Origin of the sequence: Billgrantia endophytica, from assembly GCF_002879615.1 — a bacterium.
Lineage (GTDB): Bacteria > Pseudomonadota > Gammaproteobacteria > Pseudomonadales > Halomonadaceae > Halomonas > Halomonas endophytica.
Genome location: NZ_PNRF01000041.1, coordinates 90,890 through 109,565 on the forward strand (window position 1 = coordinate 90,890; position 18,676 = coordinate 109,565).

An 18,676-nucleotide genomic window follows, 5' to 3' on the forward strand; every position below is an offset into this window, starting at 1 on the left:
ATGTCTCTCGACCAGGACTACCTCACCTATCCCTGGCGTCGCCACGGCTACGACCACGACCGCTACGACTGGTCGATGCTGGCCAAGCGGCCGCCGGTCCAGTGGCCGGGCGGCAAGTCCCTGGCGGTGTGGATCAACGTCTCCCTGCAGTTCTATCCGCTGAACCAGCGCGGGGTGCCCTTCAAGGTGCCCAACGGCATGACCATGCCCTACCCGGACCTGCGCCACTACTCGCTACGCGACTATGGCAACCGGGTGGGTATCTATCGCCTGCTGGAAGCCTTCGAGCGCTTCGAGGTGCGGCCCACCTTCGCCATCAACGCCCAGTTGGCCGAGCAGACGCCCTACCTGCTGGAGCGCCTCAAGGCCCAGGGTGGAGAGTTCCTCTGCCACGGCTGGAACATGGACCATCTCCACCATGGCGGCCAGGGCCGCGACGAGGAGGCCGCCATCGTCAAGCGCTCGGTGGAGACCCTGCACCGGCTTACCGGACAGCCCATTCGCGGCTGGCTCAGCCCGGCCCGCTCCCAGAGCTGGAACACGCCTGACCTGCTGGCCGAGAACGGCATCGCTTACTGTGCCGACTGGGTCAACGACGACATGCCCTACGCCTTCGCCACGGACAGCGGGCCGCTTGCCATGATGCCGCTCTCCACCGAGATCGAGGACCAGTTCGTGATGTGCCAGAACCTCCATTCGGAGGATTCCTGGGTCGAGCAGGTCCAGGATGCCTTCGACTTCCTGCTGCAAGAGTCGAAAGAGCAGGGCGGACGCATGCTGGCGCTCAGCCTGCACCCCTGGCTGGTGGGGCAGCCCCACCGTATCGGCTGCCTCGAGGAGGTGCTGGCTCATATCACCGGCCATGACGAGGTCTGGCAGGCGCCGGCCGGCGAGATCCTCGATGCCTTCCAGAGCGCCGGCGTGAGGGAGACACGCTGATGGGAATCGTGGCCCTTCGCGAGGGCGATACCTTCGAGGCGCACCTGCCGCTGCTGATCATCGGCGCGGGAGCCTGCGGCCTGGTGGCGGCGCTGGCCGCCCGGGAGTGCGGTATCGAACTGGCGGTGCTGGAGCGGGATGCGCTGCCCCGGGGCAGTACCTTCATGTCCTCGGGTTTCATTCCCGCCGCCGGAACCCGCTTCCAGGCCGAGAAGCGCGTGGACGACTCCCCCCGACTGATGGCGAGCGATATCCAGGCCAAGAACGGCCACGAGGCCGATCCGGCCATCGTGCAGGCGCTAACTGACTACTCGGGGCGGGTGGTGGAGTGGCTCGCCGACACCCACGGCGTGCCGTTCGATCTGGTCGATGGCTTTCTCTACCCCGGCCACAGCCGCATGCGCATGCATGCCACGCCGCGGCGAACCGGAGAGGAGCTGATGGGGTGCCTGCTGACGGCCGCCGAGACGACGGGCGTCGATATTCTCACCCGGGCGCGGGTGATCGACCTGCATGTGGATGACGCCCGACGGGTACGTGGGGTCACCCTGGAGCGCCCCGACGGCAGCCGCGAGAGCATCGGCTGCGACGTGCTGATCCTGGCCTGTAACGGCTATGGCGGTAATCCTGAACTGGTGGCGCGCTACCTGCCGTCGCTGAAGGATGCCCTCTACCATGGCCATGAAGGCAACCAGGGCGACGCCCTGCTGTGGGGCGAGGCCATGGGGGTGAGCCTCAAGGACCTTGGCGCCTGTCAGGGACATGGCTCTCTGGCCACGCCGCACCAGACCCTGATCAGCTGGGCGCTGATGATGCGTGGCGGTATTCAGGTCAACCTGGAAGGGCGGCGCTTCTCCAACGAGCACGGCGGCTATTCGGAGCAGGCGGCCAAGGTGCTGGCCCAGCCCGGCCAGGTCGCCTGGAACCTGTTCGATGCCCGTATCCATCAGACGGCGCGGGAGTTCGAGGACTACCGCAACGCGCACATCGCCGGAGCGGTGCGAGCCTTCGACAGCCTGGAAACGCTGTCGAAGGGGCTGGATCTGCCGCTGGATGCCCTGCGCGATACCTTTACCGAGATGCGTGCGCTGGCCGAGGATGGCGGGGGCGATTCCTTCGGGCGCGGTTTCTCGCCCGAGACCCTGCTCGAACCTCCCTACTATGCCATTCGCGTGACCGGGGCGCTGTTCCATACCCAGGGTGGCCTCGAGATAGACACCAGCGCACGGGTGATGGGGCAGGAGGGGGGCGTCTTCCCCAACCTGTTCGCTGCCGGTGGGGCGGCGCGTGGCGTCTCGGGGTCGAACGACAGCGGCTATCTATCGGGCAACGGCCTGCTCAGCGCCGTGGTGATGGGCGCCATTGCCGGTCGCGAGGCGGCGCGTCAATTGCTGCGGGGCGACGCCGCCTGAACTTCAAGTCGCGGGTATGACCAATTTCCGTGCTTCTCCCATGAGGAAGGCGTGGTTGGCCTCCAGCGCTTCGCGCAGGAAGTCCCACAGCAGCCGCACTCGGGCCAGGCGCCGCTGCTCCTGACGTGCGGTGATCCAGAACTGGCGCACGATGGCGACCTCGTCATCCAGAACACTTTCCAGTCCCTCACTGGTCTTGGCCATGAAGCAGGGCAGCACGGCGAGCCCGGCGCCGCGAAGGGCGGCGGCATGCTGGGTGGTCACGCTGGTGCTGCGTATCGAGAAGTGTGGCCCTGGCTGCCCGACCACGGCGGGGTCGAGCAGTGGGTCGAGGTAGTTGAGCTGCTCGCTGAAGATCAGGTCGTCCACATAGCCGATCAGCCGGTGCCGGCCGAGTTCGGCGAGCCTCGATGGCGTGCCGTGGCGCTCGAGATAGCCGCGGCTGCCGTAGAGCCGCAGGCGGTAGTCGCATAGCCGCGACGTTACCATGCCGGGGCTGACCGGTCGCTCCACGGTAATGGCGAGGTCCGCTTCATGGCGGCTCAGGTTGACCACCCGTGGCAGCGCCAGCAGGTCCAGCGTGATGCCGGGGTGGCGTTCACAGAACACGGAGAGCAGCGGTGCGATCACCCAGGTGCCGAAGCCTTCGGTGACCCCCAGGCGAATCTGGCCGCTGAGCTGATGGTTCTTGTCGGTGAGGCTCTCGTCGGCCTCGAAGGCATGGCGGGCCATTTCCTCGGCATGGGCCAGCAATTGCTGTCCGGCTTCGGTCAGATGGTAGCCGTGGGTGCTACGCTCGAAGAGCTGGGTATTGAGTTTCTGCTCGAAACGCCGGGTACGCCGTGACAGGGTGGAGTGGTCCAGCCCCAGGCGTCGGGCGGCATCGGTGAGGCGCTCGCTGCGGGCGACTTCCAGAAAGATCTGAATGTCCTGCCAGTCGAGCATGAGGAAACCTCCCGGGGCGCAGCATGGTTGTGCGGTAATGCACAAACAATGTGCCTGAGTACCCGTTGTCAGGCAATCCGACCTCTGGATAGACTCGACGACACGCTTATTGGTGTATTTATACACATAAAGTCTAATGCCTGCCCTCGGGCAGCCGTTCGACTCACACCATCACAATGACAAGCAAAAGATACGAGAGAGGAGCACGCATCATGTCCGTTCGCGAGATTCCGATGTACATCGACGGCAAGCCCGTCCCGTCCACCAGCCAGGAGTGGCGCGACGTGGTCAATCCGGCGACCCAGGAGGTGGTGGCACGGGTACCGTTCTGCTCCGCCGAGGAGGTCGACCGCGCCGTCGCCAGCGCCAAGGAGGCCTTCAAGACCTGGCGCAAGGTGCCGCTGGGCAAGCGCATGCGCATCATGCTCAAGCTGCAGGCGCTGATCCGTGACAATACCGCCGAACTGGCCGCGCTGATCACCGAAGAACACGGCAAGACCCTGCCCGACGCCGAGGGCGAAGTGGGCCGCGGCCTGGAAGTGGTGGAACACGCCTGCTCGATCACCTCGCTGCAGCTGGGCGAGCTGGCCGAGAACGCCGCCAACGAAGTGGACGTCTATACCCTCAACCAGCCGCTGGGCGTGGGCGCCGGCATCACCGCCTTCAACTTCCCGATCATGTTGCCGTGCTTCATGTTCCCGCTGGCCATCGCCACCGGCAATACCTTCGTGCTCAAGCCCTCCGAGCAGGACCCGAGTTCCACCATGCGTCTGGTCGAGCTGGCCCACGAAGCCGGCGTGCCGGCCGGGGTGCTCAACGTGGTGCACGGCGGCCCGGACGTGGCCAACCAGATCTGCGATCACCCCGACATCAAGGCGGTCTCGTTCATCGGTTCCACCAACGTGGGCACGCACATCTATCGCCGTGCCGGCGAGGCGGGCAAGCGCGTGCAGTCGATGATGGGGGCCAAGAACCATTGCGTCGTCATGCCCGATGCCAACCGCAGCCAGGCGATCAACAACCTGCTGGGTTCCGCCTTCGGTGCCGCGGGACAGCGTTGCATGGCCAACTCCGTGGTGGTGCTGGTGGGCGAGGCCAAGACGTGGCTCGACGACATCGTCGAAGGGGCGCGCAACATGAAGGTCGGGCCCGGCACCCAGCGTGATGCCGATCTCGGCCCGCTGGTTTCCCGGGCTGCCCGCGATCGCGTGGTGCGCCTGATCGATGCCGGTGAGCAGGAAGGTGCCAAGCTGGTGATCGACGGCCGTGGCTGCCAGGTAGAGGGCTACCCGGACGGCAACTTCGTCGGCCCCACCGTCTTTGCCGATGTGAAAGCCGACATGACCATCTACCGGGAAGAGATCTTCGGCCCGGTACTCTGCGTGGTCGGCGTCGACACCCTGGACGAGGCGATCGAGTTCATCAACGCCAACCCCAACGGCAACGGCACCTCGATCTTCACCAATTCCGGCTGGGTGGCGCGTCGCTTCGAGAGCGATATCGACGTCGGGCAAGTGGGCATCAACGTGCCGATCCCGGTGCCCGTGGCCTACTTCAGCTTCACGGGCTCGCGCGGTTCCAAGCTGGGCGACCTGGGCCCCAACGGCAAGCAGGCGATCGCCTTCTGGACCCAGACCAAGACCGTCACCGCGCGCTGGTTCGAGCCGGAGAACGTCTCCAGCGGCATCAACAGTACCATCTCGCTGAGCTGATCGAAGCCAGTGCTTCGAGCGCGACCCCGCCTTCCGGCGGGGTCGCTTGCGTTGACGACCTTGACCATGGCCTGTGGCCGCGATCGTGTCATCTCCCGCGCCCTGCTTGAAAAGGCCCGACTCTCGAAATGCCTCGGCGGGAAGGAGCATGGACAATGGCTTGACGTTGACGTTAACTGGGCTTTTCGCGACCGATATCGACAAGATTTCCAGGAGCCCAGCCATGCCCGCCCCCATCAGCCGCTTCCCGATTCCCGAATCGATCCAGGACCTGCCCGAGGATATCCGTGATGCCATGCTGGCGGTGCAGGAGAAGGCGGGCTTCGTGCCCAACGTGTTCCTGATGCTGGCCCACCGCCCGGCCGAGTTCCGCGCTTTCTTCGCCTACCATGACGCGCTGATGGAGAGGGAGTCGGACACGCTGACCAAGGCCGAGAAAGAGATGATCGTGGTGGCCACCAGCGCCCGCAATCATTGCCTCTACTGCGTGGTGGCCCACGGCGCCCTGGTGCGCATCTACAGCAGGGACCCGCTGCTGGCCGACCAGGTCGCCGTCAACCACCGCACGGCCCCGTTGGGCGAGCGCCACCGGCTCATGCTCGACTTCGCCTTCCACTGCGGGCTGGACGTGGGCGAGCTCACCGACGAATGGCAGGCCCGGCTGCTCGGGGTCGGCTTCACCCAGGACGACATCTGGGACATCGGCGCCATCACCGCCTTCTTCGGGCTTTCCAATCGCCTGGTCACGCTGACCGGCACCCCGCCCAACGAAGAGTTCTACCTGATGGGGCGCGTGCCAAGGGAGAAGAAATAACTGGTGCGATAGCGTAAACCAGGCTCAGGCGTTTGCCTGACGCCCTTCCAGCAACTGCAACACCGGCTTCAGCTGGCTTTTGTGCAGGATCAGCACCGTATCGTCCGTTGAGCCTTCGGCCGGTGCAGCCACGGCGAATTCACCTTCTTCCAAGTGGAATTCATGAATCTCGCGAACTCCGTCCGGGGTCAGGCAGTGGGCCGAGCGGTAGGTGTCGTCTTCGCCATAGGTCAGGCGGTGATAGACCTTGAAGAAGGTGTAGAGGGCGAGGCCATGTTCGAAGGCAGGCCAGCGGGCGGGGATGGTGCGGGTCTCTTCATCCACCGCCTGGCCCTTGGCTTCGGCGGCGTCGATGGCGTTGGCCAGGGGCTCGGCCAACAGCGATGTTTCGTCCCGGGGAGGCGGTTCCAGGGCTTCGAAGGCTTGTCGATAGTGCTCGGTCACCCGGCGGAGATCTTCCAGTGAGCCGATGGGGCGGTCGCTGTGCTTCAGGTCGGCTGGCTCGAAGCCACCATTTTCCCAACCATGTATCACTCTCAGCGTGAGTCGACCTCTGGCCATGGGCTGCAGCAACAGGACATCGATGGCGACCCGCAGGTGCAGCTGCCGTTCGATCACCTGGTTGTCGAAAGCGGTGTAGGGGTCGGCGAAGATGGCGTGCAGCCGCCCGGGGGCGTGTTCCTTGGCTTCGTTATAAGTCATTGGTTCGTTCTCGGTGTCCCGTCAAGGCTACAGCTGTGTCGTGGCAAGGCGACAGCCAGTTGTCCAGTATGCCTATCAGCATTTTTTGATGGAAGGGTTGTCTGGCCAAGGTGTTGCCATGCCGGCTTCGGGAGATCACCCTCTGTAGATCACCCTGATCGATCTACAGAGGAGTCCACCATGAGCGATACGCCCGAAGACCCCCGTCGCCGCCATTCCGCCGCGGTGGTGGATGGTGTCGGCAAGTCCGCCGGCCGTGCCATGCTGCGTGCCGTGGGCTTCAGTGACGAAGACTTCACGAAGCCCCAGGTGGGCATCGCCTCGACCTGGAGCAACCTCACCCCCTGCAACAGCCATATCAACGGCTTGGCCGAGGCCGCCAGCAATGGTGCCGATGCGGCCGGTGGCAAGGGCGTCATCTTCAACACCATCACCATCTCCGACGGTATCGCCAACGGCACCGAGGGCATGAAGTACTCGTTGGTGTCGCGGGAAGTGATCGCCGACTCCATCGAGACGGTGGCCGGCTGCGAGGGCTTCGACGGGCTGGTGGCCATCGGTGGCTGCGACAAGAACATGCCGGGTTGCCTGATGGGCCTGGCCCGGCTGAACCGTCCCGGCGTGTTCGTCTACGGCGGCACCATCCTGCCCGGCAAGGGCCACACCGACATCGTGTCGGTGTTCGAGGCCATGGGCGCCCATAGCCGTGGTGATATCGACCTGATCGAGCTCAAGCAGATCGAGGAGACGGCGATCCCCGGCCCCGGCTCCTGCGGTGGCATGTACACCGCCAATACCATGGCATCGGCCATCGAGGCGCTGGGCATGAGCCTGCCGGGCAGTTCGGCCCAGAACGCCGTCTCCCAGGCCAAGCACGATGACTGCGAAGCGGCCGGGGCCGCCGTGCTCGAACTGCTCGCGCGTGACATCAAGCCCTCGGACATCATGACCCGGCGGGCTTTCGAGAATGCCATCACCGTGGTGATCGCTCTCGGCGGTTCCACCAACGCCGTGCTGCACCTGATCGCCATGGCCAACACGGTTGGGGTGGGGCTTGGCCTTGCGGATTTCACCGACATTGGCAAGCGCGTGCCGGTGCTCGCCGACCTGCGACCCAGCGGGCATTACATGATGAGCGAACTGGTCGAGATCGGAGGCATCCAGCCGCTGATGAAGCGGTTGCTGGATGCCGGGCTGCTCCATGGCGACTGCCTGACGGTAACGGGGCGGACCCTTGCCGAGAACCTGGCCGGGGTCGCCGATTACCCGGAGGGACAGAAGATCATCGCGCCGCTGGACAAGCCCTTGAAGGCCGAGAGCCACCTGCGGATTCTGTATGGCAACCTGGCGCCGGAAGGGGCGGTGGCCAAGATCACCGGCAAGGAGGGCACCCGCTTCTCCGGCACGGCGCGGGTGTTCGGCTCCGAAGAGGAGGCCCAGGCACGCATCAACGACGGCGGCGTGGTGGCCGGCGACGTGGTGGTGATCCGCTACGAGGGGCCGAAGGGCGGGCCCGGCATGCGCGAGATGCTGACTCCCACCTCGGCGATCATGGGACGCGGGCTCGGCAACGACGTGGCGCTGATCACCGATGGCCGCTTCTCCGGCGGCAGCCATGGCTTCGTGGTGGGCCACGTGACGCCCGAGGCCTTCGACGGGGGCCCGCTGGCACTGGTGGAGGATGGCGACACGATCACCATCGATGCCGAGGCCGATACCATCGAGGTGGCGCTGAGCGAAGAGGCGTTAGCGCAGCGTCGAGCAGGCTGGCGGCAGCCGGCACCGCGCTATACCCGAGGGGTGCTGTCCAAGTACGCCCGCACGGTCAGCTCGGCCAGCACCGGCGCGGTGACCGACCTGGCGGAGTGAGGCGCTGGGCGGCCCGGCTTTGGTATGAACAGCCATTGCCGGTAAAGTCAGAAAGAAAGACAGGAAGAAAGCGCCCCGTCCCATGGACGAGGCGTTCGGTATGGGTCCGGTGTGTCGCGGAAGCTAGTGCGGGGCGCCTTCCGGATCGATGGTGCGGTAGAGAAGCTGCAGTTCATCCAGCGAGAGGTGCTCCAGGCGCCCGGCCAGCAGGTCACTGATCTTCTGTGTCGGTAGTCCGGCTCGGCGAGCGATCTCGCGGCAACCCAGGTCCGACACGGCGATCAGCCGGGTCACGATGCGCATGAGGCGTGTACGTTTTTCCAGATCCCTGACATCGAGGCCAGGGCAACTTCGCGGGGGGTCGAGATCCGCGCTTGTCGTGCGATATGCCGTACTCATGATGCTCCATAGGGCGATTGCGACAGGTACATCATGGGGGCTTTTTCGGGTTTTTGCCAGTATCGATTTGCGGGTTTTGCAAGTGGCGGTGCGCCGGCGGCATGGGGGCCCGACCTTTGTGGAATTCCGAAACTTTGCCCGAACGTAGAAAGTATGAAGTGGCCCCCCGGTGTGGGGCCATGCTAGCTTTCTGGTGTGTCTGGGTTTGCCAGGCATGGTCAAGAAGACGAGTTCACAATCACAAACAGTCCGGCTCTCAGGACGGAGGAGTTCCATGCGCGCTCTCAAGTATGCAGTAGCAGCTTCGCTACTGGCCGCGGCCCCGCTGGCTGTCGCCCAGCAGCTCTCTATCGCCACTGGTGGTACGGGTGGTGTGTACTATCCGATCGGTGGCGGTTTCGCCGAGATGATCAACGAGCATATCGAGGGCGCCAGCGCGACCGCGGAAGTCACGGGTGCCTCGGTGGAGAATATGGGCCTGATCATGCGCGGTGACGCCGACCTGGCCCTGGTGCTGGCCGATACCGCCTACCAGGCCTGGTCCGGCAGCGGTGATTTCGAAGGCCGTCAGATCGAGAATACCCGCGCTCTGGCTTCGGTCTATCCCAATGCCGTGCAACTGGTCGTCCTGGCCGACTCCGACGTCCAGTCGCTGGAAGACCTCAAGGGCAAGCGTGTTTCCGTCGGTGCTCCCGGTAGCGGCACCGAGCTGAACGCCCGCGCCCTGCTGGAAGCCAACGGCATCACCTATGAGGATTTCACGCCCCAGCGCCTGAACTTCAACGAAACCGCCGATGCCATTCGTGACGGCGACATCGATGCCGGTTTCTGGAGCGTGGGGCCGCCCACCAGTTCCATCCTCAACCTGGCCGCGACCCGCGACATTCGTCTGATCGGCTTCTCCGACGAGGAGATCGACAACGCTCGGGAAGAAGAGCCGGTATTTGCCGCCTATGAACTACGTGCCGGCATGTACGACGGCATGGACGAGGCGGTACAGACCATCAGCATTCCCAACGTGCTGGTCGTCAACTCCGATATGGATGAAGAGCTGGCCTATGAGCTGACCAAGCTGCTGTTCGAGCGCACCGACGACCTGATCGCCGTGCACCCGGCGGCCAACGACACCACCGTGGAATTCACCATGGAGTCCACCCCGGTGCCGCTGCATCCCGGTGCCATCCGCTACTTCGAGGAAATCGAGGCCGATATTCCGGACGACCTGCGTCCGTGATATCGGTCAAGCGAGTGATGTCAGCGGGTTGACCGTGTTGCATCGTGCGGCGCAGAAGTACCTGGCAGCAGGGCGAACCACGTTGTTCGCCCTGCTGCCGTGTGTGCTGTTCGTCAGCGGCTGTCTATCGGACAGTGCATTGGCGTCGTCGGGCAGTGGCACTCGGCTCGAAGTGCTGGCCGAGGACGGCGAGGTGCTTGTTCAGGTCGCGATGGCCGAAGGGGCGCGCTGGTGTCTGGGGTGGAACCATTCGGTCAAGCAGTTCACCGTGCTTGATTGCTACCGCCATCACGCCGGCAACATGGAACTCGAGCGTAGCCATCAGCCGGATTTTGCCGCGGGGCTTGGCCACACACCGGGGCGCGGCGAACAGGTCTCCGACGGGGAGGGTGGCTACTGGATCGAGAACATCAACGAGCCCGTGCCCGGTAATCGCTATGTGCTTCGTGTAGGCTCTCGCGAGGTCGATCATCGACTGCTGTGGCAACTTGGCGACGAAGCACATCGTTTCAGCTTGAGCGAGCAGGCAGCCGGTCAGCGGGTCACCATCCAACTAACCAAGCTCGATACCTGAGCAAGCCAGACGACGTCTGACGAGGAATTCATGAGCGAGTCCATAAACCCACCGGTGGTGGTGCCGGGCGGTAACGCCATTCAGCCCCGATTCGTTCTGTGGTTGATTACCATCGTGGCGGTGGGGCTTTCCCTGTTTCAACTCTATTCGGCGGGTATTCAACCGCTAGGGCTTTTCTATCAGCGCAGTATTCACCTGGCGCTGATCATGATGCTGGCTTTCCTGATGTTCCCGGCCTTCGGCCCCAACCGCAAGCGCGGGGTGGCAGGCGGTATCATCGACCTGGTGTTCTTCGTCGGGGCCATGATTACCGGTGGGTATCTGCTCTTCTATCTCGATGAGATCATCTCCCGGGCCGGTTTCTGGAACCAGACCGATATCGTGGTCGCCTGTATCGCGGTGGTGACCGTGCTCGAGGCGAGTCGCCGTGCCGTGGGCTTCGGCATGACGGTGATCGGCGCCATCGCCATTCTCTATGCCTTTGCCGGCCCGCGCGGCGAGTTGCCCTGGCTTGGCCAGTGGATGCCGGGAATTCTCGAACACCGCGGCTACGGCCTGGACCGGGTCATGGGACAGCTCTACCTGGGACAGGAGGGCATCTTCGGCCTGCCGCTGGGTGTGGCGGCCACCTATATCTTCATCTTCGTACTGTTCGGCGCCTTTCTCGAATGCACCGGGGCCGGCAAGTTCTTCATTGACATGGCCTATGCTGCCACCGGGCGCCAGCGGGGTGGCCCGGCCAAGGCGGCCGTGCTGGCCTCGGCGGGTATGGGGTCGATCTCGGGCAGCGCCATCGCCAACGTGGTGACCACGGGGGCCTTCACCATCCCGCTGATGAAGAGGCTGGGCTACAAGTCCCACCAGGCCGGCGGCATCGAGGCTGCGGCATCCACCGGCGGGCAGATCATGCCCCCCCTGATGGGGGCAGGCGCCTTCCTGATTGCCGAATATACCAACACGCCGTACATCGAGATCGTCAAGATCAGCATCCTGCCGGCCATCATGTACTTCGCCACCGTCTACCTGTTCGTCCACATCATCGCGCTCAAGCAGGGCATGCAAGGCATGACCAGGAGCGAACTGCCGCAGATGCGCCAGGTGATGCGCGACGGCTGGCACTTCCTGCTGCCGCTGGGTGTGCTGGTGTGGCTGCTGATGATGCATATGTCCCCGATGCGGGTGGGCTACTACGCCGTGGTGACCATGGTCGCCGTGGCGGTGCTGCGCTATGCGCTGTGGTTCTTCTTCATCGCGCCACGGCAGGGCCAGGCGGTGACCTTTGCCAGCACCAGGCGCATGATCTGGGCCGGGCTGGTCAAGCTGGTCCAGGGGCTCGAGCTTGGCGCGCGCAATGCCGTGGCGGTCTCCATGGCCTGTGCCGTGGCCGGTATCATCGTCGGTGTGGTGGGCTTGACCGGCCTTGGCCTCAAGTTCTCATCGATGATGATGGCCTTCTCTGGCGGTAACCTGCTGCTGGCGCTGCTGATGGTGGTGCTGGCCAGCCTGATACTGGGCATGGGCCTGCCGGTCACCGCCAGCTATATCGTGCTGATCGTGCTGGTTGGTCCTGCGCTGACCGCCGAATTCGGCATTCCGCTGCTGATCGCGCATCTGGTGGTCTTCTGGTACTCCCAGGACTCCAACGTGACACCACCGATAGCGCTGGCCGGCTTCGCTGGCGCCGCGATAGCGGGCAGCAAGCCGATGGCTACCAGCTTCCAGGCGTGGAAATTTGCCAAGGGGCTCTACCTGATCCCGCTGTTCATGGTCTACAACCCCGAGATCATCATCGGCGGGCCGGTGCCGGTGGTCGTCTGGAATGGCGTGATCGCGATGGCGGCCTTGCTGGCGTTTGCTGCCTGCCTGGAAGGGTATCTGTTCACACGCATGAACATCCTCTCCCGTTTGATTCTGGCGGCGGGGACGGTCGGGGTGTTCTTCCCCAGCCCGTATACCGAAATGGCGGGGTTCCTGGCCATCGTGGTCGTTCTGGCGATCAACTGGGTCAGCTGTCGTCGCCATGGCAGTGAGATAACGGACCCGATGTGAGGATATGAATCACTTCCATCGACGCCTGGCTGCCTTGGCAGCCAGGCGTTCTCGTCCCGGGGCGGCGGCACGGGTACATGCGTATCCGGACGTGTCGCTTTCATCATCCGGGTTATGGCGGTATGCTGCGCGGTTTTCAGGTGGGCTCGGGTCCTGTCCGGGCATACTGATGAAGAGCCGTTGATGATCGGGGGAACCATGCAACCGTTAGAGGAATCACCACGCGTTGGCGTGATCATGGGCTCGAAGTCCGACTGGCCGGTAATGGAGCACGCCGTGGCGATGCTGGAGCGGTTGGGTGTGCCCTACGAAACCCGTGTGGTGTCGGCCCACCGGACGCCGGATCTACTGTTCGACTACGCCAAGGGCGCGGCCGAACGTGGCCTGCAGGTGATCATTGGCGGAGCCGGTGGTGCCGCCCACCTGCCGGGCATGGTGGCATCCCAAACCAGTCTGCCTGTCCTCGGCGTGCCGGTGGAGTCCAAGGCACTCAAGGGACTGGACTCGCTGCTTTCCATCGTGCAGATGCCTGGCGGCATCGCCGTGGGGACCCTGGCCATCGGCAAGGCCGGGGCTACCAACGCCGGCCTGCTGGCGGCGCAGATCGTTGCCTTGCACGATGCCGGGGTGCGTGCGGCGGTGGAAGCGTTCCGCGCCGAGCAGACCCGGGCGGTGCTCGATCATCCCGACCCCCGCCCCCAGCCCTGATGGCGAGACGACTGAGGCCCGAGAGAGAGAATGAGGAGAGCGCCATGAACATCGGTGTATTGGGTGCCGGCCAACTGGGCCGCATGCTGGCATTGGCGGGCTATCCGCTGGCCAACCGCTTTACCTTTCTCGATACGACCGGTCATCCCAGTGCGGGCATCGGCGAGGTCCTGATCGACACCGACCGCCGTCATCTCGACGCTTTCCTGGCCAAGGTGGACCTGGTCACCTATGAATTCGAGCACCTGCCGGTCGAACTGGTAAGCGCGATCGAGGAGGTCAAGCCGGTCTATCCCTCCAGCGAGGCAATCCGTGTTTGCCAGAACCGTGCCGGGGAGAAGGCGCTGTTCGACCGCCTGGGCATTCCGACGCCGGCCTATCGCCTGGTGGAGAGCGCCGCCGAACTTGAGGCCGCCGCGCATGAGCTGGGTTGCCCGGTGGTCGCCAAGTCGGTCACCGAGGGCTATGACGGCAAGGGCCAGGCGGTATTGCGTGACCCGAGCGAAGCCCAGGAAGCGTGGCGCAGCATCGGACATCCGCGACTGATCGTCGAATCCTTCATCGACTTCGTGCGCGAGGTGTCGATCATTGCCGTGCGTGGCCGCGATGGGGAGGTGGTGTTCTACCCCATGGCGGAGAACGTCCATGTGGACGGTATCCTGCGTTACTCCATCGCCCCGATGCCGGACCTGGACGACAGTGTGCAGCTGACCGCCGATGGCTATATCCGTGCGCTGCTTGACGAACTCGACTATGTTGGCGTGCTGACCCTCGAACTGTTCCAGGCCCGCGATGGCAGCCTGCTGGCCAACGAGATGGCGCCCCGTGTGCACAACTCCGGCCACTGGAGCATGGATGGGGCGGTGACAAGTCAGTTCGAGAATCATCTGCGCGCGATCCAGGGACTACCGCTGGGCGATACTCGTGCGCGAATGCCGACCTGCATGATCAACGTGATCGGCCGCGAGGGCGATCCTGCGGCTATTCTGGCGATAGCGGACGCCCACCTGCATCGCTACGACAAGAGCGAGCGGCTCGGGCGCAAGCTGGGGCACGTCAACCTGCTGGCGCCCACTCACGCCGAGTTGCTCGACAAGGTGCGTACTTGTGTGGCCTTGCTGCCCGGGGCGCCGGCACCGCGTTTCAGTTTCGAGTAACGCGGCCTGGCCCCACAGCTCGGCTCTGCCATTGGTTTAGGTGCTTGATATGCCGGGGGAATGCTTGCGGGATGTCTTGTCGGCACCCGCTTGGCCTTGCATCACCAATTGGCGAATCGTTTCCGCCATGAAGCGGCTGGCGGCAGGTCGGTCGGCCTGTTGTGCCCATAGCAGCCCCGGAGTGCGTACCGGGGTGGGGTTTTCCAGCGGAATGATGCGCACACTGGGCTCATCCTTGAGCGCGTTGTCGGCTACGATACTGCACAAATCGGTGCGCCGGACCAGCTCGATCATTGGCGAGATGGCGTTGAGCTCGGCGACGATTTGTGGTCTGGCACCCGCAGCGGCAAAGCATTCGTCCAGCATCTGACGTGTGGAGAAGAGGGTTGTCAGCAGGGTCATGCGTAGACCATTGAGCTCTACCATGCGCACCCGTTTGCGGTCGGCCAGTGGATGGTCATTGGCCGTGATCAGCTTGAGTTCTTCGTTGTAAAGCGGCTCGAAGCGTAGACCGCGTGGGACAGAGGGGCGATAGGAAATGCCGAGATCCAGGTTGCCGTTAATCAACTCTTCACTAATCCGGTCGCCGGACAGTTCTTCCACCACTACCTTGATCAGCGGGAACCGCTGGATGAATACCGATAGGCATAAAGGAATCAGCTGTACATTGAAGCTGTGGGTGGCGGCGATACGTAACTCGCCACGCAGGTCGTGAGGCACCTCCTTGAGTGACCCCACCGCTTGGTCGATCTTGCGCAGGATCGGCACCACTTGTTCATAGAATGTCTGCCCCGCTTCGGTAGTCACTACCCGTTTTCCCACCCGGGCGAACAGTTCTTGCCCCAACTCTTCTTCCAACTGGCGAATCTGATGCGACAGAGTGGATTGGGTGACATGCACTTTGTCTGCCGCACGGGTGAAGTTGAGCGTTTCGGCCACCGCCAGAAAATACCTCAGATGCCGTAGTTCCATGAGATGGGACTCCGCTGGTGCCACGATCAATCGATGGCATCGATTGTAATCATGTGAATTTATCATTTTCAAGCATTGTTAACGAGCTCTATGGTCAGTGCTACGCACTTTGCGAGCACGGCACTTTTATTTTCGCCCCGTCTCGCTTTTTACCCACTGTGGAGTAACAGCATGAAAATCGGGCGTGAAACAACACCAAAAACCGCCATTAGTACCTCGGATGCTCACACTATCGTGGTACGTGGCAAGAACCTTTGTCAGGACCTGATTGGGCAGACCTCATTTACCGACTACTTCCTGTTCCTGCTAACCGGCAAGCCGGCGGACGCGACGCGTCGGTGCGTGGTTGACGCCACATTAGTGGCCATTGCCGAACATGGCTTCGTGCCTAGCGTACAGGCCAGTCGCATGACGTATGCCGCGGCGCCGGATGCGCTACAGGGCGCGGTAGCCGCAGGCATTCTGGGCTGCGGTTCGGTGATCCTGGGCGCATCGGAAACGGCTGGCAAGCTGTTCGATGGCATTGCTCGACAGGTCGATGACGGAGTGCCGCTCGACGAGGTGGTCGTGCGGGTGGTTGGGGAGTTGCATGCTTCCCGTCAGTCAATCCCTGGCTACGGTCATCCCCTGCACAAGGAACGCGATCCACGCGTTGAGGCGCTGTTCGCGGTAGCCCGCGAGGCGGGTGCCGACATGCGTTATGTGGAGATCGCCGAGGCCGTGGAGGCGGCGATTTTCGAGGTGATAGGCAAGCCGCTCAAGCTCAATGTGTCTGCGGCCATTCCTGCCGTACTACTGGGGGTCGATTTTCCCATCAAGGCGCTGCGTGGGGTGCCGATATTGGCGCGCGCAGCGGGCCTGATCGCACACCTGCTCGAGGAGTCGGAGCGGCCCTGCGGTTTCGCGCTGTCTTACCAGGCTACGCAGCAGCTGGAGTATACCGGTGTGGTGCCAGCGGGTTTCAAAAGTTAAGCAGTGCGAAGGAGAGAGCCATGATCAAGGTACTCGAGGGTGTCACCGTCATTGAACAGGGCACCTTCATCACCGGGCCCGCTGCCGGCATGCTGCTGGCCGACCTGGGAGCCAATGTCATCAAGGTCGAAATGCCCGGCAAGGGCGATCCTTTCCGAGCCTTCAAGGGAGGCCTGTATAGCCCCCACTACCAGACCTACAACCGCAACAAGCGCAGCATTGCTCTTAATACCAAGGAAGCAAGGGATCTGGAAACCTTCGATGCGTTGATCCGTGGGGCTGACATATACATTCAGAATTTTCGCCCGGGCACCGCCGAGCGGCTGGGGGCGGGGGAGGCGCGGTTGCGTGAACTCAATCCAAGTCTGATTTATTGCGCTATCAGCGGCTTCGGCAATGATGGACCTCATGCCGACCGACCAAGCTACGACACCGTCGCCCAGGCTGCCAGTGGTTTTCTGAAGCTGTTGATCAATCCCGAGAACCCTCGCGTGGTGGGGCCGGCCATGGCAGATGCACTGTCGGGTTTCTATGCTGCCTACGGCATTCTGGGTGCGCTGTTCGAGCGATCCCGCACCGGAAAGGGGCGGCGAGTGGATGTCTCCATGCTCGAGGCGATGTGTCACTTCAATCTCGATGCCTTTACTCACTACCTGTCGGAAAACGAGGTGATGGGTCCATACAGTCGCCCTCAAGTATCTCAGTCCTACGTCATGGAGTGCGCCGATGGGAAATGGGTAGCGCTGCACATGTCGTCACCAGAGAAATTCTGGCAAGGCCTGGCGAACGCGATGGATCATCCGGAGCTGTTGCAGGATCCACGCTTCTCCACCCGGGAAGGACGTATCGACAATCAGGAAGAGATGATCGGTGTGCTCAAACAGGTCTTCCTGATGTACGAGCGCGATGCATGGTGCGAGCGTCTCGCAGTACAGGATGTTCCCCATGCGCCGATGTATGACGTCGATGAGGTGCTGACCGACTCGCAGGTCAAGCATCTGCAGTTGGAGGTGAGTACTGAGCACCCTGGTGGTGGCACCTTTCGAACGATTCGTTCGCCGGTATCTTACGATGGCGTCAGGCCGCTAGAGGTCGTGGCACCTCCGTTGCTGGATGAGCATCACGAGGAGATCGTCAAGGCGTTACGACGTGATTCGTGATGGTACGACTGATGGCCACGACCTGACATGATGCGGAATATGAACAATCAATAATATTTGGCCTGCTGCAGTTCGTGCCCAGGCCTGTTGAGGAGCGAGAGTCATGTTCGAACTACCTAATAAAGATGACATTGTCCCGCACGGCATCCCTAAGACTCCCGACGACATCACCGAGATCGTACTCAAGGCGATGAGTCACACCAAGGACGAGCGACTACGCGAGATCCTCATATCGTTGGTGCGGCATCTGCACGCTTTCGGGTGCGATGTGAAATTGAACGATGAGGAATTCATGGCCGCAATCAATGCGGTGACTCGTCTGGGCCACCTGACCAGGGATCGGCATAACGAGACCATGGTGATGTCCGATGCGCTGGGTTTCTCCACCCTGGTGATGATCCTCAACCAGGCGCGTACCGTGGATCAGATATCACCGGCGCTACTGGGGCCTTTCTATAGCCGCAAGGACCCGGAGTATACGTTGGGTACCAACATCTCGCGGGATACGCCTAAGGAAGGCGATATTCCGTTGTTCGTTTCAGGCATGGTAAAGAGCCGTGATGGCATGACGCTGCCGGGGGCGCTAGTGGAGGTATGGCACGCTTCTCCCGAAGGGCTCTACGAGAACCAGGATGACTCCCAGCCACCTATGAATCTGCGCGGCAAGTTCCGTACCGATGGGCAGGGACGCTATCACTTCCGCACCATTCGACCGGCCAGCTATCCGATACCGACACATGGCATCGTGGGCGACATGCTCCGGGCGCAGAATCGCCATCCCTTCCGTGCGGCACATCTACATTTCGCGGTATCGGCCAAGGATCATCAGACTCTGGTGACCCAGATATTCCCCAAGGACGATCTATTCATCGAGTCGGATTGCGTGTTCGGCGTGACCAGTGCCGACCTCGCCATGGACTTCCCCATGCATGACGATGGACAGGCTCCTGATCCCGATGTGAGAGGGCGCTACTGCACCCTTGACGTTGATTTCGACCTTTCTCCAGGCGTATCACGTCTGCCGGAGTCGCCCATCGATTCTTGAGTTCACAGTTCAC

General features: G+C 62.9%; 17 protein-coding genes. 13 read left to right on the forward strand and 4 right to left on the reverse strand.

The genetic code is table 11. The annotated features are described in order from the left end of the window. Nucleotides 1-939, forward strand: coding sequence for a polysaccharide deacetylase family protein (locus tag C1H69_RS19750; RefSeq protein WP_102655097.1), 939 nt, complete (start codon nt 1-3; stop codon nt 937-939). Next, on the forward strand, nt 939-2,351 hold the full coding sequence (locus C1H69_RS19755; protein WP_102655098.1) for an FAD-dependent oxidoreductase: 1,413 nt from the start codon (nt 939-941) through the stop codon (nt 2,349-2,351). Before C1H69_RS19750 ends, C1H69_RS19755 begins: the two co-directional genes overlap by 1 nt. Before the next feature lie 3 nt (nt 2,352-2,354). Here C1H69_RS19755 and C1H69_RS19760 read toward each other — a convergent pair whose 3' ends face one another. Next, nucleotides 2,355-3,296: a LysR family transcriptional regulator gene (locus C1H69_RS19760; RefSeq protein ID WP_102655099.1), complete on the reverse strand. Its 942-nt coding sequence runs from the start codon at nt 3,294-3,296 to the stop codon at nt 2,355-2,357. 212 nt (nt 3,297-3,508) lie between these two features. Between C1H69_RS19760 and C1H69_RS19765 the strand changes: the two genes are divergently transcribed. Continuing rightward, entirely contained in the window at nt 3,509-5,008 is a 1,500-nt protein-coding gene (locus C1H69_RS19765) for a CoA-acylating methylmalonate-semialdehyde dehydrogenase (RefSeq protein WP_102655100.1), read from the forward strand. Nucleotides 5,009-5,231: 223 nt separating this feature from the next. After that, a complete protein-coding gene (locus tag C1H69_RS19770; protein ID WP_102655101.1) occupies nt 5,232-5,822 on the forward strand; it encodes a peroxidase-related enzyme in 591 nt (196 codons plus the stop codon). Nucleotides 5,823-5,846: 24 nt separating this feature from the next. On the opposite strand, the gene C1H69_RS19775 is transcribed toward C1H69_RS19770, so the two are convergent. Then, nucleotides 5,847-6,524, reverse strand: coding sequence for a hypothetical protein (locus C1H69_RS19775; protein ID WP_102655102.1), 678 nt, complete (start codon nt 6,522-6,524; stop codon nt 5,847-5,849). 180 nt (nt 6,525-6,704) lie between these two features. Here C1H69_RS19775 and ilvD point away from each other — a divergent pair, with 180 nt between their 5' ends. Next, nucleotides 6,705-8,393: a dihydroxy-acid dehydratase gene (ilvD, locus tag C1H69_RS19780; protein ID WP_102655103.1), complete on the forward strand. Its 1,689-nt coding sequence runs from the start codon at nt 6,705-6,707 to the stop codon at nt 8,391-8,393. Nucleotides 8,394-8,516: 123 nt separating this feature from the next. Here the strand turns inward: ilvD and C1H69_RS19785 are convergent, their stop codons facing one another. Beyond that, nucleotides 8,517-8,792 carry an XRE family transcriptional regulator gene (locus C1H69_RS19785; protein ID WP_102655104.1) on the reverse strand — a complete coding sequence of 92 codons (276 nt, stop codon included), beginning with the start codon at nt 8,790-8,792 and terminating at the stop codon, nt 8,517-8,519. 274 nt (nt 8,793-9,066) lie between these two features. Between C1H69_RS19785 and C1H69_RS19790 the strand changes: the two genes are divergently transcribed. The 5 genes from C1H69_RS19790 (at nt 9,067) to C1H69_RS19810 (ending at nt 14,514) form a co-directional block, all read left to right on the forward strand. Then, on the forward strand, nt 9,067-10,026 hold the full coding sequence (locus C1H69_RS19790; RefSeq protein ID WP_102655105.1) for a TAXI family TRAP transporter solute-binding subunit: 960 nt from the start codon (nt 9,067-9,069) through the stop codon (nt 10,024-10,026). A gap of 82 nt (nt 10,027-10,108) precedes the next feature. Continuing rightward, on the forward strand, nt 10,109-10,600 hold the full coding sequence (locus tag C1H69_RS19795) for a DUF1850 domain-containing protein (protein WP_422666914.1): 492 nt from the start codon (nt 10,109-10,111) through the stop codon (nt 10,598-10,600). 30 nt (nt 10,601-10,630) lie between these two features. Beyond that, entirely contained in the window at nt 10,631-12,649 is a 2,019-nt protein-coding gene (locus C1H69_RS19800; protein WP_102655106.1) for a TRAP transporter permease, read from the forward strand. A 198-nt stretch (nt 12,650-12,847) separates the two neighbouring features. After that, nucleotides 12,848-13,357, forward strand: coding sequence for a 5-(carboxyamino)imidazole ribonucleotide mutase (gene purE, locus C1H69_RS19805; RefSeq protein WP_102655130.1), 510 nt, complete (start codon nt 12,848-12,850; stop codon nt 13,355-13,357). A gap of 44 nt (nt 13,358-13,401) precedes the next feature. Continuing rightward, nucleotides 13,402-14,514 carry a 5-(carboxyamino)imidazole ribonucleotide synthase gene (locus C1H69_RS19810; RefSeq protein WP_102655107.1) on the forward strand — a complete coding sequence of 371 codons (1,113 nt, stop codon included), beginning with the start codon at nt 13,402-13,404 and terminating at the stop codon, nt 14,512-14,514. Nucleotides 14,515-14,550: 36 nt separating this feature from the next. Here C1H69_RS19810 and C1H69_RS19815 read toward each other — a convergent pair whose 3' ends face one another. Then, complete coding sequence (locus C1H69_RS19815; RefSeq protein WP_102655108.1) at nt 14,551-15,486, reverse strand: LysR substrate-binding domain-containing protein; 936 nt, start codon at nt 15,484-15,486, stop codon at nt 14,551-14,553. A 171-nt stretch (nt 15,487-15,657) separates the two neighbouring features. On the opposite strand from C1H69_RS19815, the gene C1H69_RS19820 reads away from it, so the two are divergent. The 3 genes from C1H69_RS19820 (at nt 15,658) to C1H69_RS19830 (ending at nt 18,663) form a co-directional block, all read left to right on the forward strand. Beyond that, a complete protein-coding gene (locus tag C1H69_RS19820; protein ID WP_102655109.1) occupies nt 15,658-16,458 on the forward strand; it encodes a citryl-CoA lyase in 801 nt (266 codons plus the stop codon). 20 nt (nt 16,459-16,478) lie between these two features. After that, complete coding sequence (locus C1H69_RS19825; RefSeq protein ID WP_102655110.1) at nt 16,479-17,618, forward strand: CaiB/BaiF CoA transferase family protein; 1,140 nt, start codon at nt 16,479-16,481, stop codon at nt 17,616-17,618. A 103-nt stretch (nt 17,619-17,721) separates the two neighbouring features. After that, the gene (locus C1H69_RS19830) at nt 17,722-18,663 is read left to right on the forward strand and encodes a dioxygenase family protein (RefSeq protein WP_102655111.1); all 942 of its coding nucleotides are present in this window, start codon (nt 17,722-17,724) and stop codon (nt 18,661-18,663) included. The last annotated feature ends 13 nt before the right edge of the window (nt 18,664-18,676 follow it).

Coding starts and splice junctions, on each gene's coding strand:
- C1H69_RS19815 (WP_102655108.1), bottom strand. CDS start 15,486: ATGGAACTACGGCATCTGAGGTATTTTCTGGCGGTGGCCGAAACGCTC.
- purE (WP_102655130.1), top strand. CDS start 12,848: ATGCAACCGTTAGAGGAATCACCACGCGTTGGCGTGATCATGGGCTCG.
- C1H69_RS19810 (WP_102655107.1), top strand. CDS start 13,402: ATGAACATCGGTGTATTGGGTGCCGGCCAACTGGGCCGCATGCTGGCA.
- C1H69_RS19800 (WP_102655106.1), top strand. CDS start 10,631: ATGAGCGAGTCCATAAACCCACCGGTGGTGGTGCCGGGCGGTAACGCC.
- C1H69_RS19750 (WP_102655097.1), top strand. CDS start 1: ATGTCTCTCGACCAGGACTACCTCACCTATCCCTGGCGTCGCCACGGC.
- C1H69_RS19790 (WP_102655105.1), top strand. CDS start 9,067: ATGCGCGCTCTCAAGTATGCAGTAGCAGCTTCGCTACTGGCCGCGGCC.
- C1H69_RS19785 (WP_102655104.1), bottom strand. CDS start 8,792: ATGAGTACGGCATATCGCACGACAAGCGCGGATCTCGACCCCCCGCGA.
- C1H69_RS19760 (WP_102655099.1), bottom strand. CDS start 3,296: ATGCTCGACTGGCAGGACATTCAGATCTTTCTGGAAGTCGCCCGCAGC.
- ilvD (WP_102655103.1), top strand. CDS start 6,705: ATGAGCGATACGCCCGAAGACCCCCGTCGCCGCCATTCCGCCGCGGTG.
- C1H69_RS19820 (WP_102655109.1), top strand. CDS start 15,658: ATGAAAATCGGGCGTGAAACAACACCAAAAACCGCCATTAGTACCTCG.
- C1H69_RS19830 (WP_102655111.1), top strand. CDS start 17,722: ATGTTCGAACTACCTAATAAAGATGACATTGTCCCGCACGGCATCCCT.
- C1H69_RS19765 (WP_102655100.1), top strand. CDS start 3,509: ATGTCCGTTCGCGAGATTCCGATGTACATCGACGGCAAGCCCGTCCCG.
- C1H69_RS19775 (WP_102655102.1), bottom strand. CDS start 6,524: ATGACTTATAACGAAGCCAAGGAACACGCCCCCGGGCGGCTGCACGCC.
- C1H69_RS19755 (WP_102655098.1), top strand. CDS start 939: ATGGGAATCGTGGCCCTTCGCGAGGGCGATACCTTCGAGGCGCACCTG.
- C1H69_RS19825 (WP_102655110.1), top strand. CDS start 16,479: ATGATCAAGGTACTCGAGGGTGTCACCGTCATTGAACAGGGCACCTTC.
- C1H69_RS19770 (WP_102655101.1), top strand. CDS start 5,232: ATGCCCGCCCCCATCAGCCGCTTCCCGATTCCCGAATCGATCCAGGAC.